The organism is Geoglobus acetivorans (genome assembly GCF_039641995.1).
GTDB lineage: Archaea > Halobacteriota > Archaeoglobi > Archaeoglobales > Archaeoglobaceae > Geoglobus > Geoglobus acetivorans.
The window spans coordinates 492,473-505,942 of the sequence record NZ_CP087714.1 but is presented as its reverse complement, the minus strand read 5'-3'; the positions used below and the strand labels follow the sequence as shown (position 1 = coordinate 505,942).

Sequence of the window (13,470 nt, the reverse complement as noted above, 5' to 3'; positions counted from 1 at the left end):
ATCCAGGCGTGATATGGTCAAACTTATAAAGGTTTCCCGCTTCACACCATCTCAAGCAGATAGTACCATTCTCTCTTTTCCTCTGCTCTCATCACTTTCAGAACTCTGAAACCATCCAATTTCGCTTCCTTCCCCTTGGAAACAAAGAGAATTCTGCCTTCTTTTCTCAGCTTGGGAAGAAACCTGCTGAGAGCCTTTATGGAGGAGTCCGGCTCAAGAGTCAAATCGCACAGAATCAGGTCAATTTCCGGCAAGAGAGAAATGTCAAAAAAGAAGGCATCCGCAATAAAAACTCTGACGTTATTCCGTTCTCTCTCAACGTTCCTCAGAGATTCCTCAAATTCACTACTGAACTCGATTCCAATTACCGTCCCAGCCTTCTCACTTGCATACATCAAAAAACCTCCAGCACTGCTTCCCAGGTCGAGAACCACCTTTACATCCTCAAACAGATTCCACTGTCTGTCAATCTCCTTCAGCTTGAAATACCCTGCCGGCTTTCCCTCCTCAAGCACCTCGATTCTTTCGCCACCCTTCACATCATAGGATGGCTTTACAATTCTGCCATCCACGAGTACAAGCCCTTTTTTCACGGCCAGCTTGGCTCTGCTCCTGCTTTCGAAGTATCCGTTCCGGAACAGCCAGATATCAATCCTCATCCCAGAACAGCCTTGCCTTTCTATCCACAAAAATCCCTCTGCTCTCGCCTTTCTCGCTCCACCGGATCCATTCCTCCGGTGCGTTCTTGCTCGCCCCTCCGTGGCTCGTGTGTCTCTTCCTGGCCCTCATCAGAACGGGCGTGTTCACAGCAACTCCCGCAACAATTGCCTGACCCTTTGTAAGTCCGGGCAACTCCTCAATCATCTCCCTGCCTATGCTCTCAACGCTCTTTCTTATGTTCTCCTGATCAGCCGGATTAACGATCCTCATGACTATCTGGGTCATGCACTGGCTCAGAATGTCGCTGTCTATTTTCGATGGTCTCTGGCTGATCAGACACACTCCAACTCCGAACTTTCTGCCCTCACTCAGTATTGTTCTCAAGACATCATAACTCCTTGAATCCCTCGAGGCGAAGCGATGAGCCTCTTCAACTATAACGAAAACAGGGTAATCGAGTTTCTCTCCATCCAGCCCCTTTTCTGCATTTATTCTCGCCTTGAGTATCCGCTTCATGAGGGCGGAAACAAGAATTTCCTGTTCAAGGTCGTTCATCTCGGTGAGCTGAAGGACGCTGGCCTGCCCCGGTTTCAGCAGGTCTTTCAAACTCATGTGCCTGTAGTCGTCGATAATCTCCATTTCAAGCAGATAGCGCCTTATTCTCCATATCAAACCGCTCGCTGTCGACTCTGCAAGCTCCTCGTTATTCTTCATCTCTTCAATCCTGGCGATTATGTCTCCGCTCGTGAAATTTCCCCTCTCAGACAGGTCCCTGTAAATCCTGCTCAGGGTCGCCTCCATTTTTTCCGTGAGGTTTGGGAGGAGGTTTACGATCTCATCGTAATCAAGCTCACTGACCCTGAGCTTTATGTCCTCCCTGCCATATATCTTCACGCTTGGTCTGTAACTGCCCTCCGAGAACTCATCCAGCCCTTCAACCTCTTTTAGAGTGTGATACTCCCCATGTGGGTCAAATATCAGTACACTTGCCCTGTTGTAGGGCTTTAAAAGCTCCTCGACAATAACACCAGCAAGATAGCTCTTTCCACTTCCTGTTCCGGCAAGAATTGCAAGGTGTTCGCTTACAGTGAGTGAGGTGTCGAGAACTATGGGTATGTCCTCATCCCTGTTGAGCAAAAACCCTGCATGTATACTCCCAAGCTCCCCCTTTTTCTTCCTGAGCAGTGCTTCCTCGATAACATCTTTCTCGGCAAGAAAGACTGCCTGTCCCGGCTTCGGAGGAATTCTCGGGTTGACAAAACCAAGTTCTCTGCTGTAATATCCAAGAATCGTGGCTCTCATCTCGAAAAGGTCGTATTCTCTGCTGGAAAGACCCAGAACCTTCAGAATCCTCCCCGGTTCGACGTCAGGATTGGACAGATAGATGTCGGGATAGTGTCTCAGTGGCAGACGCTTCGTTATTCTGCACAGGACTTTCTTCCCCTCATGGACGTAGTAAACAAATTCTCCAACCTTCAGAGCTTTGCTGTCCGGAGTTATGAACCTGAATTCGTAGGGGTTCTCAGCAGGACCTTTAACGATGCCCACCTTCATAAATCCACCTCTCTCATAACGCTGTACTCTATTTCGGCCATAATCATCTCAAGAATGTCTCGCTCTTCCGGGAATAGTCTGAAAAGTTTCGAGATCGCAATCTTTGCCAGTTCAACGTCTTTTTTCATGAGATATGGCAGATATGGCATCCTGAATTCTCCCGAAACAGTATGGGCTTTTCTGATCTCCTCATCGTTCAGGATCTCAATCTCCTCACCCACTTTCGGCACCCTCGTCAAACCACATTTCACATCCATCAGGACCGTGAACCTCGTGTATGTCCTGGGCTGCTCGAGGTCAGGCAGGAAATTTCTCAGCCTCTCAATATCCTCATCGCTCAGATACTTTCCAAGCTCATCCTCTTCCTGTCTCACCTCAGAGCTTATAACGAGAATGTCTCCGGTTTTTGCAAAAACACCTATGTCGAGCTCCCCTTCAGCTTCAAACTCTCTCCGGGAAATGACTCTGCACACCCTCATTCAATCACCTTGCTTATGTATTTGAAAGAGATTCCGGAGCTTTTAACAGCTCTCAAAAACGCCTTCTTCTCACTCTCACTTATCTTTGCATATCTGTGCGCCCTTTCGAGAATGTAAGGATAGCCTTTAGTCGAACCGAACCTGCACTCTGCCATGATGACCCTTGCAATCTCGTCCTGCATGTCCTCACACCATTCGGGAATTTCGACCCTCACAGGAAGAGAGGGGTTCACCTTGACATACATGGCAATCAGTGGTGAGGACGTTCCGATTGCGGGAAGATACTCGTTGATATCGAGAAAATCGCTGAGGATATAGCTATCATAGATTCTAAGACCGAGGTCTTTCATGTAGCTTCTGTCAGCATAACCTATGACAGGAGTCTGATATTTTTCTGAGAGTCTTACAAGTTCTTCAATTTCTTTTCTGTACTGCATGGAAAGCCTTTCGCTCAGCTCAGACGAATAAAGGGCAGAAAGGCTTCCATCATAGAATGCGAAATCAACACTCTCAAGATTCCGCTTTATAATCTCGATCTCAAGCCTGAACCTTTCAAGCTCCAGGTACTGATCAAATACAATCTTACTAAGATATTTAACCTCAAACTCGCCTTTACCGTGATGGACTGTAATTCCGGCTGACTGCACCCCTCCGATCGGAATTCCAAACTCCTTGAGAGGAGATATCTGGCTTCCATCTGCTCCCAGCACTCTCAAGCCATCCAGCACCTCAAATTCGTCAAGACGGTCAATTATCTTCTTTTCCGCTTTGAATCTTATCTTCTCGGCTCTCAAACTCTTTGCAGCCTTCACGAATTCGGGCAGATTCTCAAAAAGCTTACCCTCTTTCATACCACACTTACCCCATTCTCCTTTCTCACCCTTATGGCGTTCTCAACCATCTCTTCAAAAGTGTCGTCATGGCTGATCACAAAAATCTGCTTGAAATCAGATATCTTTGAAATCTGCTGAGCCAGATTTCTTCTTCTGTCTGCATCCATGTTCTGCGTTGGCTCATCGAGAAATATGAACGAAGAAGATGACAGAACCTTCAAAAGTGCCAGTCTGACAGCTATAGCAGCCACCATCTGCTCTCCTCCACTCATCTGCCTGAAATCTATATCCCTTCCCATGTACTTCGCCCTGATTCCGTAATCTTCCTTCCATTCTATCTGCCACGAGTAATCGTCCATTATCTCACAGAAAATCCTCGTCGCATCTGCAGAGATTACCTCGGAATACACCCTCGCAAGCTCAGGAACGGCTTTCCTGAAAATCTCCCTCATATCTCTGACAAATTCAAGTTTTTTCTCCGTCTTCTCTTTTTCAAATGACAGTTTTTCAAAGTCCCTTTCGAGTTCTTCCAGTTCCTTGAGTTCTCGTTCGATTTTTGAAATCATGCTCTCAATTGCCCTGATTTCTCCTGCCTTTTCATGGATATCGCTCCTCAATTTCTCAATTCTGGAATTTAACATGTCATACTTTTCCCTGTCAAATTTTCGATATAGATTGTTGAGATTATCTGCAGTATGGCTGTAATCCTTCACAAGTTTCTCAATGGTCTTCTCAAGCTCCGCTTTTTTCTCAAGAAGAGATTTCTTTTCTTTTACAATCCCGCTCAGATACAGATAACGGTCGTATTTTTCCCTCAAACCCTCAGCTTTGCTGTTTAGCTCCCGTCTCATCCCTTTCAGCATATCGAGCCTTTTCCTTATCTCATCGTAATCCCCCAGACTTTTTCTCAGTTCCAGTACACGCCTGTTAATGTCCGCAAGTTCCCTGACCTTTACTTCAACCTCTTCCCTGAGTCTTTCAAGTACGGCAAGTTCCTTCTGGCTGCCCTCAACATTCTCAAGCTCTTTGATCACATCATCCTTCTCAGAAATTATCTCTTCAAGTGAGCGAATATTCCTCTGCTCTTCCTCAAGTTTATCTCTGAGAGATCTAATCTCTTCAGATACCTCACTTTCCTTTTCAAGCTTCTGAGTTATAAGAGAGATCCTTTTTTCAATCTCAATTTTCTTTGAAACAAGTTCCTCTGCCTTTGCAAGTTTTTTACGGATGTCCTGCATTTTCCTGGTAATCTCTTCAAGCTCCCTCTCCTGTTTCTCCCTCTCTCCCCTGACCCTCTCACAGCTTTCATTCAGAATTGGACAGATGCCTGATCCGATTTTCTCAATAGTCTTTTCGAGTGTGCCCTTTCTCTGCTCCAGGTTCCCCAGCACCTCTCTCAGCCGATCCCTTTTCTCCTCTATCTCTCCCAGCCGGCTCAGAGCCTTAAGCAGCTGTTCTCTTGCACTTCTGCTTTTTTTGATATCTTCAAGCTCAGATTCAAGTTTTTTCAGTCTTTCCCGGTATTCGTCAATAATTCTGATCTTGCTTTTCAGCTCGCTTTCAGCCCTCTCAATCTCGTTAAGCCTGTTCCTCAGTGTTTCCTCAATCGAAGCTTTTTTCCTCACCTCTTTATAATGTTCAAGCCTTTTTTTGTTTTTCCTGATTTCTGCCCTTAGCTGCCCGTATCGCTCTTCAGTCCTAAGAAGCACATCTCTCGTCTTTTCAAGCTCCCTAACTCTATTCTCCAGCTTTTCAATCTCTCTTTCAAGCCCGGATAGCTCATCATTCAATTTCAAATACGACTCGTAGTGTTCTTTCAGGCCGGCCATCTCGGCTTCATACCCTTCTATCGCCTTCAATCTGGACTCGACCTTGTTAAGCTCAGATCTGTTCAAATCCAGAGTGTTCTGAACGATTTTCTTTTCGTTTTCAAGTCTTTCAATTTCCTTTTCAAGCTTTTCCAGCTCTTTGAACTCTACCGTAACTGAATTGAGCTTTTTTTCGAGTTTTTCTTTTTCAGCCCTCAGAGTTTCAACCTGCATTTTCCTCTTTAAAAGTTCTTCTTTCTGCCTTTCCAGATTTTTGATATTCTCCTCAATTCTCAGAATCTCCTTTTCAACCGCAGTGAGCCTGTCTTTCAGAAAATTTTCGTAATCTCTGCTTTTTTCAAACGCCCTCTTGTATTTCTCAATTCCAAGAAGGGGCGAAAATACGTTCTCCCTCGCTGACGGAGGAAGAAGAAAATGTGAGGTTATGTTGCCCTGATTAACCCCTATGGCATTCTCAAAAACCACCTCTGGCTCAACATCCAGTCCAAGATGATTTCTGATCCAGCCTTTTACATCCTTTACTCCCTCAGCAATTCTGCCGAGTTCAAGATCCTCAACATAGTATTCTGCCGTCCTGTCCCTGTCAATTTTCCTGACTATCCTGTAAACTCTTCCGTCGGCCGGGCTCTCGAACTTTATTCGTATTTCTCCCTTCAGTTCACCCCTCCTTATAAAGTCGGAGATGTTGTAAGGGAGCGAATTGAAGAGCGCAAAGCCTATGGATTCAAGTATCGTTGACTTTCCTGCTCCATTTTCTCCGATTATTGCATTCAGACCTTTCGTGAAGGCAATTTTCTGGGATTTATAACTCTTGATATTTTCAATGTAAACCTCCCGGATCATCTCCCCTCCCACCACCGCCACTCCTCTTCATCCTCAGCATCTCCGGCATTCTCCTCTTCCTTCAGCTCTCTCTCAGCATCCTTTATTCTTGCACCAACGATGGACTCAACAAAGTCATCAACATCATCCAGCTTACCTGCAAGGAAAAGTTCCTTCAACCTCAGTACCTCTTCAGCGATGTCTTCGTACCCGAATCCCCTGAGAATGCCTGCAATAACGTTCTTCTCAAGTCCCTTAACATCTTTCAGCGAGACATCAAGCGCCTGAAACACTCCTCTCGAGTAATCCACTTCTATTCTCAGAACGAGTGGATCAAGGGTTTCCCTTGCGATTTTTTCGACCTTGTCCCTGTCAATGTTTGTCGAAGTTTTCAGTTTTATGTGCACGACCTCTCCCGGACCGCCTTTCCTTTTAAGCAGCTCATCCCTCAACTGGGAATAGCTCCTGAACTCCATCTCGAGAATCCTGAACACTCTCGGTTTGTGGAATGTACCATCATGCCTGTACGACAGCTCACCGTCATACTCGACAACAAATATGCCTTTTTCAAATGAGTACTCAGAAATATCACAGCTCTCCAGACTTCCGGGATTGAAGATGAAGTCATCCTCAACGTACTTCCTGTGTATGTGTCCGAGAGCCACATAATTTATGGAATCACGGTAACCATAGAGTCTCTCTGAGCTTATACAGCCGTAAATATTCATGTAACCTTCAATCCCGAAATGAGACATGAAGATTGTAAAATCCCCCTTTTCCACGAGAGGCAAGTAGTCCTCAAGAATTTTCTCGGTCAGCATACCGTAATACTTCAGGCCATAAATCCTCGCATCACCCACATCGATGTAGCTCCCGCCCCTCCCATCCCATTCATCAAGGACCGGTTTCCCGTCATGAAATGAGGGTTTCAGGTTTATCAGATGCCCCTGAATGGTCAGATAATCCATCCAGGTAAACCTCTCCCTGAAGTACGTCGAATCGTGATTCCCCTCCACAACTATAACCGGCACATTCGTTTTTTCAAGAACGGTCGTGGCCTGTGCAAGGGTTATCGGATCCATCTCGCTTTTTTTGTGAAACAGATCTCCGGCAATGAGAATGAAATCAACCTTTTGAGAAATGGAGAATTCAACGGCTTTTTTAAAGGCCTGGGCAAAATCCAGCGCTCTGTCCTCACTACCATACTGCCGGTAGCCAAGATGAACATCAGCAAGATGGGCGAACTTCACAGAAAAAAGATTTGCAAGGGGATATTTACAGTTTCCCTTGTTGCGAATGTAATAATAAAACTTTATAGATTAAATTTCAGCTTCAAAATCTTCAACACTGTACGTGAACTCCTTGAAACCTCTGTTCCTGAGTACTTCCCTTGCAAGAATCCAGTAAACGAGCGCCAGAGCCTTTCTACCTTTGTTGTTTGTTGGAATTACAAAGTCAACGTTTGCAAGACTGTTGTTTGTATCGCAGAGCGCAACCACCGGAATACCAATGTCTGTAGCTTCCTCAACAGCCTGTTTGTCAATGGCAGGGTCAGTAACGATGATGACGTCAGGCTCCCTGTATTCCTTGATTGCAGGATTCGTGAGCGTGCCTGGCACGAATCTTTCGATTACATAGTCCGCCCCGGTAACCTTCGAGAACATAATAACCGGCTTCTGCCCATACTGCCTCGCTGAAATCGCAAGAATCTTTGCTGGAGTGTACTTCGCCAGGAATTTTCCGGCAAGCTTCAGCCTCTCGTCAAGGATCCTGATGTCAAGAACGTAAAGCCCATCGGGTCTGACCTTGTATATGAACTTCTTCATATCTCCAGTCTTTATCTGAGTCCCTATATGCACACCGGCCGCAAGGTACTCATCGGGAGGTACCAGGTATTCGTATCCTTCCTCCGTTTCCCTCATCATGCTCTCTCTTTCCTTCACCATTTTTACCACCTTATCTCAGCCATTATCGCGTCGATCATTTCCTCAATCCTGATGAGTTCATTGAGCTTTGAAATTCTCTCCCCCCCAACAACACCCGTCTTTATTAATGTTGCGTTGAATGCAACACCAATATGTGCCAGAGCAGAATCTTCGCTTTCTCCACTTCTGTGAGATACAACAACATCCCAGTTCCTTGATTTTGCCAGTCTGATGGCATCAACAGTCTCAGAAAGCGTTCCAATCTGGTTCGGTTTGATCAGTACTGTATTGACCGATCCGTATTCGATCGCCCTCTCAATCCTCCTGACGTTTGTAACCAGCAGATCATCTCCGCACACCATGGTTTTGACCTGCTTTGTCAGTTCCGCAAATCCCTCGAAGTCGTTCTCGTGGAGGGGGTCTTCAACATAGAGCAGATTGTATCTATCGATAAGCTCAGCGATGTAAGATACCTGCTCTTCGGGAGAGAGCTTCTTGTCCTTGTACACATAATGGCTCCCATCCCATAGCTCAGTCGCCGCAACGTCCACACCAATTCTCACATCAACACCATATTCGTTTTCAACTCTGTCTATCGCAGTCTGAAGAATTTCGAAAGCCTGTTCGTCAGTAATCTGTGCAGCCCAAGCACCCTCATCACCCTTCGCTGCAAAGATGTTCTTCTCCCTGAATATCTTTTTCAGTTCAGCGTGAACACGGGTGTTAACAAACTGAGACTCAAAAAAGCTTTCTGCACCAACAGGAATGATCAGAAACTCCTGAATGCTCGTAGATCCTGCAGCATGTGCCCCACCACCGATAACATTTCCAAGTGGATATGGCAGAACCTCTGCTGCGACCCCTCCGAGATACTGGAAAAGGGGAATACCGAGAGCATTTGCAGCAGCTTTTGCAGAAGCGATACTTGCGGTTATCGCGAAATTGCCACCAATGTTGGAGAAATTATCTGTACCATCTTCATCCCTCAGGGTCCTGTCGATTTCCCTCTGATCAAAAATACTGATGCCGATAAGCGCTCTTGACACTTTTTCCTCAATTTCTTCAATCCTGAAAGGATCGACGGCAACGGCCTCTTCACTGCCGGTTGACGCCCCGCTCGGAGCTATTGCCGAGCCAGAACCTGCCTCGGTGAACACCTCACACTCAACAGTCGGATTTCCCCGGCTGTCAAACACGATTCTATACTGAACATCCTCAATTATCATTTACTGCATCACCTCAAAAAAGATCATATCTCTGAAGCCAGACAAAGGCGTTTCTCCGTCTCTTCACGGTTATGGGTATCGCCCCTCTCTCAAATTCATCTCTGGCGATATCAATTGGATGTCTTGACGGAGTATCGATTAAAACAGGAGCGCCCATGGCTATCTGCAATGCTCTCGCACCAATTATCCTCGCCCTCTCAAACCTTGTATATTCGAAGGGAAACTCTTTTTTCAAACATCATCACCCCTTTAGGGAAAGTGGGGCCGCCGAGATTTGAACTCGGGTCACGGCGCCCCGAACGCCGCAGGATATACCAGGCTACCCCACGGCCCCATGATATCTCGCAAATTCCTTAATAACCGACTTATAGGTCAGAAACATCCTCCTGCAGCAGTACTTCTCAATTCCAAGCTCGTCAAGAGCTTCCTTCGGGGATTTTCCTGAATCAACCAGCGACTTGTAATCCTCATATTTGTGGGCTATCACAGCCCCACAGGTGAAGCATCGAACAGGAAACATAAAAAAATCACCTGTATGAGGTCTGCCTCCTCTTTCTTGCTCCTCTGCCGCCCTGTTTCTTCGGCTCCTTCCTCCTCACGTCATTAACAAGCAGAGTTCTGTCATATTCGATGAAAGCCCTCTTAAGCTCAGGGTCACCGCTGAATTCGAAAAGGGCTCTGGCTATCGCCGTCCTTGCTGCCTCTGCCTGACCCATCACTCCACCGCCCTCAACCTTGACATCAATATCAACCTGATTCACAAGGTCTTTCGCAATGATTACCGGCTCCATAATCTTAAGCCTTACCATCTCTGGCTGTACAATTTCTACGGGAACTTTATTAATCCTGATTCTGCCCCTGCCCGGTCTCGCAGTGGCCCTTGCAACAGCAGTCTTTCTTTTACCACTTGTTACAACAATCTTCATGCTCTCACCTCGAAACCGAGATACCTGCTAACATCGCCCAGATACACATATTTCTCTGTCTTCGACACCTTTTCGTACAGAGCTGCATCCACCTTCTCGAACTCCCTATCCTTGAGCTGCTCCGGAACGCCCATGAAAACCCTGAGCCTCCTGTAGGCATCTCTGCCCCTTCTGCTCTTCCAAGGGAGCATACCCCTCACAGTTCTCTTGAATATCCTCTCCGGATGCCTGGGGAAGTATGGGCCCTTCTCCTTGCTACCCCGGTCATATTTTTCCTTATACCTTTCAAGGACATTCTCGGGGCTACCAGTAATTATGGCCTTCTCAGCATTCACGACAACAATCTTTTCTCCCTCGAGAAGTCTTTTGGCAATGTAACTTGAAAGTCTCCCGAGAATGTGACCATCAGCATCGATGATCCTGTAATCCTCACCCAGAGTTTTCAGGACTCTCTCAACATTCACACTCATAAATCCAACACCTCAGACTATAATCCTCACGTTCTTTCCTTCCGGATTCTCCCTAAGCGCATCCTGGATCGAAAGGCACTTTCCACCAGCAGCTTCTATTTTTGCCCTTGCACTGTCACTGAACCTGAATGCTGCGACTGTTACAGGCCTGCTTATCTCTCCCCCTCCAAGAACCTTTCCCGGTACGACTGCCATCTCTCCGTCCTTAACATACCTTTCAAGCTTTCCAACGTTAACCTCAGCGTAATTTCTGAGGGGTTTTGCAAGCCTCCCTGCGATTTCCTTCCACACCTTAGCCTCCTTTTCAGCGGATGCACTCAGCAAATCATCTATCAGCCTGACAAGGTTCGGATTGCTTTTTCTCCTCTGCAATCTTCTAATCCTGCTCATTTTTCATCACCGCAATGCTGCTTAGCATGATAGCATGGTTATTTAAAAGTATCTCCACAGATGGGGTTTCGTAATATAAAAATTGCTGTTGAAGAACGATGTTGTCAGAACTCTTGAAACATTTAAATACACACCCACAGCGAAGTTTTCCGGGAACACACTCTGATAAAAATCCATTTCAGGCACCACACCCAACACCGGTACCACAAGATTAAATACTTTCTCCACCACCACAGTAAGGATGATATCCGGGGTGGGACCAGCTCTCGTAGACAGGGTGTGCATCATAGATGAGTATCCCGCAAGGGGCGACCAGGCCATTGTTAAGACGGTCGAAAAGCATGCCGGAGGGGCTGCTGGTAACGTCATATACGGACTCGCAACCTTTGGGATCAAAACAAGATTCTATTCGACTGTCGGAGCGGACGAGGACGGCATTTTTTACAGGCGGGAGATGGAAAAGGCAGGTGTGGAGTGTATCTTCGAAAATGTTGAGGGTGAAACGGGAAGGGTGGACGTCTATGTTGACAGAGGAGGGGAGAGGACCTTCTTCGTTTTTCCGGGTGCTGCCGGGAAGTTCCGTCCATTCCTAAACGAGGATCACTACTCATGGGGAGAGTACTTTTACCTCGATCCGTTTCCGTTTGAGGGCAGCCTCGCAGCACACATTGAAATCGCTGAAAATGCAAAAAAGCATGGCAAAAAGGTAATTCTCAACCCCGGACATCCGTACTCCAAATTAGGTCTTGAAAAAATCAAAGACCTCCTAAAACACACAGACATGGTTTTCATATCAAGCCACGAGTACAAGTTGCTTGAAGGTGTGGAGGACTACGTGAGTGCGACAATCATTACACTCGGAAAGGAGGGCAGCATGGCGCTGATCGATGGAGAAGAATACCGCGCAAGAGCATTCGAAGTCAGGGTTGCCGACAGTACCGGTGCAGGCGATGCATTCGCAGCAGGATTTATCTATGCCATGCTGAAAGGCCATGGCATCGAAATTTGTCTTAAAGCAGGAAACTTCACAGCAGCATTTAATGTCCAGAGAATAGGAGCCAGGAACTTTCCCGAAAAAATTGAACTGGATGCGTTTCTCGAAAATCAGTCAAACATGTCGAGGGACGATGAAAGCAGCCTGTCCTCGTAATCTCTCAGTACCTCGAATCGATAGTCGTCAAGAATTGCCTCCTTAACAGCATCCATTGGAACGTCGAGCCTCATCTCTCTCGTCCGTCCATATCTGCCCTTGGAAATTATGATCGAGTTGATTATTCCAAGCATGTCAAGCTCTGAGAGCAGATCGCTCACCCTTCTCTGAGTGAGGACGTCCATTCCGACCTTCTTGCAGAGTGTCTTGTAAACCGCATACACCTCTCCGGTTATGAACTTCCTCTTGCCGTTTTTGTGCAGAAGGATCATGGAATAAAGCACTATCTTGCTCTGATTTGGAAGGGTTCTCACGACTTCAACTATGTTATCCCTCTCCATCTTCTTTACAGCCTCTCTCACATGTTCCTTTGTTACCTTTTCCTCCTCCCTCGATTCAGCAATCTCTGCACTGATTCTGAGCAGATCAAGAGCCTTCCTTGCATCTCCGTGCTCATGGGCTGCAAGAGCGGCACAGTAAGGAATCACACCCTCGTCAAGAACCCCATCATGGAAAGCAAGCTCCGCCCTCTGAGCCAGAATGTCCTCAAGCTGCGTTGCGTTGTAAGGTGGAAATACAATTTCCTCCTCACTGAGCGAGCTTAAAACCCGGGGATCGAGAAAGTTCTTGAATTTCAGATCATTTGTTATCCCGATAAGACTTACCCTCGCATTTTTCAGTTCAGAGTTAATTCTCGAAAGGTTGTAGAGAACATCATCCCCTTTCTTAACGAGCTTGTCGATTTCGTCCAGGACGATTATCACAGTCTGATCCTTGCCATCTATTGCCTCCCTGACCTCCTCATAAACCTGATCCGTTGGCCACCCTGTCATCGGCACGTTCCTGCCGAGAGCCTTCGCGAGCGTAGCGAGAACCCTGTACTGTGTATCTATAATCTCGCAGTTCAGGTAGTGCACATAGCAGTGGACATTCATCTTCCTGCTTGCCTCTTCAAGCTGCTTACCCACAAACTTCACAGTTGCAGTCTTTCCGGTACCTGTTTTCCCATAAATGAGGATGTTTGATGGAGTCTCACCACTTAATGCTGGAAGGAGGATTGATGCTATGCTCTCAATCTGCTCTTTTCTGTGAGGCAGATACTCTGGAGTGTAAGAGTGTCTCAACACGTCTCTGTTTTTGAAAATCCTGTTCTTTCTGAGCATTTTCTCAAAAATATTACTGTCAATCATAAGCACACCTCTTGCT

General features: G+C 46.4%; 15 protein-coding genes and 1 tRNA gene. 1 reads left to right on the top strand and 15 read right to left on the bottom strand.

Annotated elements, in window-relative coordinates; translation table 11 throughout:
- Nucleotides 1–41 precede the first annotated feature (41 nt).
- From LPQ35_RS02950 to LPQ35_RS02885, 14 genes are all read right to left on the bottom strand, one after another.
- A complete protein-coding gene (locus LPQ35_RS02950) occupies nucleotides 42–659 on the bottom strand; it encodes a S4 domain-containing protein (protein ID WP_193806053.1) in 618 nt (205 codons plus the stop codon).
- On the bottom strand, nucleotides 649–2,214 hold the full coding sequence (locus LPQ35_RS02945) for a helicase HerA domain-containing protein (RefSeq protein ID WP_193806055.1): 1,566 nt from the start codon (nucleotides 2,212–2,214) through the stop codon (nucleotides 649–651). The genes LPQ35_RS02950 and LPQ35_RS02945 overlap by 11 nt, the downstream gene beginning before the upstream one ends.
- The gene (locus tag LPQ35_RS02940) at nucleotides 2,211–2,693 is read right to left on the bottom strand and encodes a hypothetical protein (RefSeq protein WP_193806056.1); all 483 of its coding nucleotides are present in this window, start codon (nucleotides 2,691–2,693) and stop codon (nucleotides 2,211–2,213) included. Before LPQ35_RS02940 ends, LPQ35_RS02945 begins: the two co-directional genes overlap by 4 nt.
- The gene (locus LPQ35_RS02935; protein ID WP_193806057.1) at nucleotides 2,690–3,544 is read right to left on the bottom strand and encodes a DNA double-strand break repair nuclease NurA; all 855 of its coding nucleotides are present in this window, start codon (nucleotides 3,542–3,544) and stop codon (nucleotides 2,690–2,692) included. The genes LPQ35_RS02940 and LPQ35_RS02935 overlap by 4 nt, the downstream gene beginning before the upstream one ends.
- On the bottom strand, nucleotides 3,541–6,213 hold the full coding sequence (locus LPQ35_RS02930) for an AAA family ATPase (RefSeq protein WP_346297676.1): 2,673 nt from the start codon (nucleotides 6,211–6,213) through the stop codon (nucleotides 3,541–3,543). Before LPQ35_RS02930 ends, LPQ35_RS02935 begins: the two co-directional genes overlap by 4 nt.
- A complete protein-coding gene (locus tag LPQ35_RS02925; RefSeq protein WP_193806059.1) occupies nucleotides 6,195–7,427 on the bottom strand; it encodes a metallophosphoesterase in 1,233 nt (410 codons plus the stop codon). Before LPQ35_RS02925 ends, LPQ35_RS02930 begins: the two co-directional genes overlap by 19 nt.
- Before the next feature lie 69 nt (nucleotides 7,428–7,496).
- The gene (gene rpsB, locus LPQ35_RS02920) at nucleotides 7,497–8,123 is read right to left on the bottom strand and encodes a 30S ribosomal protein S2 (RefSeq protein ID WP_318249173.1); all 627 of its coding nucleotides are present in this window, start codon (nucleotides 8,121–8,123) and stop codon (nucleotides 7,497–7,499) included.
- A 2-nt stretch (nucleotides 8,124–8,125) separates the two neighbouring features.
- On the bottom strand, nucleotides 8,126–9,328 hold the full coding sequence (eno, locus tag LPQ35_RS02915; protein WP_193806060.1) for a phosphopyruvate hydratase: 1,203 nt from the start codon (nucleotides 9,326–9,328) through the stop codon (nucleotides 8,126–8,128).
- 13 nt (nucleotides 9,329–9,341) lie between these two features.
- Nucleotides 9,342–9,563 (bottom strand): DNA-directed RNA polymerase subunit K, encoded by a 222-nt coding sequence (locus LPQ35_RS02910; RefSeq protein ID WP_048092521.1) that lies wholly within the window; start codon nucleotides 9,561–9,563, stop codon nucleotides 9,342–9,344.
- 24 nt (nucleotides 9,564–9,587) lie between these two features.
- Nucleotides 9,588–9,662, bottom strand: a tRNA-Pro gene (locus LPQ35_RS02905).
- Nucleotides 9,648–9,848: a DNA-directed RNA polymerase subunit N gene (locus LPQ35_RS02900; protein ID WP_084063699.1), complete on the bottom strand. Its 201-nt coding sequence runs from the start codon at nucleotides 9,846–9,848 to the stop codon at nucleotides 9,648–9,650. The genes LPQ35_RS02905 and LPQ35_RS02900 overlap by 15 nt, the downstream gene beginning before the upstream one ends.
- Before the next feature lie 7 nt (nucleotides 9,849–9,855).
- Entirely contained in the window at nucleotides 9,856–10,254 is a 399-nt protein-coding gene (locus tag LPQ35_RS02895) for a 30S ribosomal protein S9 (RefSeq protein WP_193806061.1), read from the bottom strand.
- Nucleotides 10,251–10,724, bottom strand: coding sequence for a 50S ribosomal protein L13 (gene rplM, locus LPQ35_RS02890; RefSeq protein ID WP_193806063.1), 474 nt, complete (start codon nucleotides 10,722–10,724; stop codon nucleotides 10,251–10,253). Before rplM ends, LPQ35_RS02895 begins: the two co-directional genes overlap by 4 nt.
- Nucleotides 10,725–10,736: 12 nt before the next feature.
- A complete protein-coding gene (locus LPQ35_RS02885) occupies nucleotides 10,737–11,114 on the bottom strand; it encodes a 50S ribosomal protein L18e (RefSeq protein ID WP_193806065.1) in 378 nt (125 codons plus the stop codon).
- A gap of 241 nt (nucleotides 11,115–11,355) precedes the next feature.
- Here LPQ35_RS02885 and LPQ35_RS02880 point away from each other — a divergent pair, with 241 nt between their 5' ends.
- Complete coding sequence (locus LPQ35_RS02880) at nucleotides 11,356–12,264, top strand: PfkB family carbohydrate kinase (RefSeq protein WP_193806067.1); 909 nt, start codon at nucleotides 11,356–11,358, stop codon at nucleotides 12,262–12,264.
- On the opposite strand, the gene LPQ35_RS02875 is transcribed toward LPQ35_RS02880, so the two are convergent.
- Nucleotides 12,219–13,454 carry an ORC1-type DNA replication protein gene (locus LPQ35_RS02875; RefSeq protein WP_193806069.1) on the bottom strand — a complete coding sequence of 412 codons (1,236 nt, stop codon included), beginning with the start codon at nucleotides 13,452–13,454 and terminating at the stop codon, nucleotides 12,219–12,221. The two genes, LPQ35_RS02880 and LPQ35_RS02875, sit on opposite strands and share 46 nt — an antisense overlap.
- Between the last annotated feature and the right edge of the window lie 16 nt (nucleotides 13,455–13,470).

Excerpts from the sequence above, each read along its gene's own strand:
- LPQ35_RS02950 (WP_193806053.1), bottom strand. The coding sequence starts at position 659 with ATGAGGATTGATATCTGGCTGTTCCGGAACGGATACTTCGAAAGCAGG.
- LPQ35_RS02945 (WP_193806055.1), bottom strand. The coding sequence starts at position 2,214 with ATGAAGGTGGGCATCGTTAAAGGTCCTGCTGAGAACCCCTACGAATTC.
- LPQ35_RS02940 (WP_193806056.1), bottom strand. The coding sequence starts at position 2,693 with ATGAGGGTGTGCAGAGTCATTTCCCGGAGAGAGTTTGAAGCTGAAGGG.
- LPQ35_RS02935 (WP_193806057.1), bottom strand. The coding sequence starts at position 3,544 with ATGAAAGAGGGTAAGCTTTTTGAGAATCTGCCCGAATTCGTGAAGGCT.
- rpsB (WP_318249173.1), bottom strand. The coding sequence starts at position 8,123 with ATGGTGAAGGAAAGAGAGAGCATGATGAGGGAAACGGAGGAAGGATAC.
- eno (WP_193806060.1), bottom strand. The coding sequence starts at position 9,328 with ATGATAATTGAGGATGTTCAGTATAGAATCGTGTTTGACAGCCGGGGA.
- LPQ35_RS02900 (WP_084063699.1), bottom strand. The coding sequence starts at position 9,848 with ATGTTTCCTGTTCGATGCTTCACCTGTGGGGCTGTGATAGCCCACAAA.
- LPQ35_RS02895 (WP_193806061.1), bottom strand. The coding sequence starts at position 10,254 with ATGAAGATTGTTGTAACAAGTGGTAAAAGAAAGACTGCTGTTGCAAGG.
- rplM (WP_193806063.1), bottom strand. The coding sequence starts at position 10,724 with ATGAGTGTGAATGTTGAGAGAGTCCTGAAAACTCTGGGTGAGGATTAC.
- LPQ35_RS02885 (WP_193806065.1), bottom strand. The coding sequence starts at position 11,114 with ATGAGCAGGATTAGAAGATTGCAGAGGAGAAAAAGCAATCCGAACCTT.
- LPQ35_RS02880 (WP_193806067.1), top strand. The coding sequence starts at position 11,356 with ATGATATCCGGGGTGGGACCAGCTCTCGTAGACAGGGTGTGCATCATA.
- LPQ35_RS02875 (WP_193806069.1), bottom strand. The coding sequence starts at position 13,454 with ATGATTGACAGTAATATTTTTGAGAAAATGCTCAGAAAGAACAGGATT.